Annotated in this window: 1 protein-coding gene; it reads right to left on the bottom strand. The window is 49.1% G+C overall.

What is annotated here, in order from left to right:
- Nucleotides 1-460: Ig-like domain-containing protein (locus DCO44_RS16710; protein WP_213066327.1), on the bottom strand; the 460-nt coding region annotated here is incomplete at both ends.

Below are 460 nucleotides of genomic sequence, written 5' to 3'. Positions count from 1 at the left end.
GTTGTCATTGGTGATGAAGTCACTGTTTGAACTGCCCGTGTCGTTGGTGATCGAGTCGAAGGTCACGGTTTTACCGTCATTATCAGTGTCGATCTTGGTGTCAATCACCACATTCTGGCTGGTGGTACTTTTGCTATTACCTGCTGCATCTGTGACTGTGGCTACCACCGCATAGCTACCATCGAGTAATGTCGAACCCGTCAAATCTAACGTCCAGTTACCAGAACCATCGACTGTGAGGCGTGGGTCTGTTGCGAGATAAGTGGTGCTGCCGACTTTAACGCTCAAGCTGTTGCCATCAGCCAGATCCACCGTACCTTTAAACAGCAAGCTGTTGTCATTGGTGATGAAGTCACTGTTGGAACTGCCCGTGTCGTTGGTGATCGAGTCGAAGGTCACGGTTTTACCGTCATTATCAGTGTCGATCTTGGTATCAATCACCACATTCTGGCTGGTGGTA

The organism is Acinetobacter sp. AM (genome assembly GCF_003105055.1).
In the GTDB taxonomy this organism is placed as follows: Bacteria; Pseudomonadota; Gammaproteobacteria; order Pseudomonadales; family Moraxellaceae; genus Acinetobacter; species Acinetobacter tibetensis.
The sequence above is the reverse complement of the archived record's forward strand: the minus strand, read 5'-3'. Positions and strand labels throughout refer to the sequence as shown.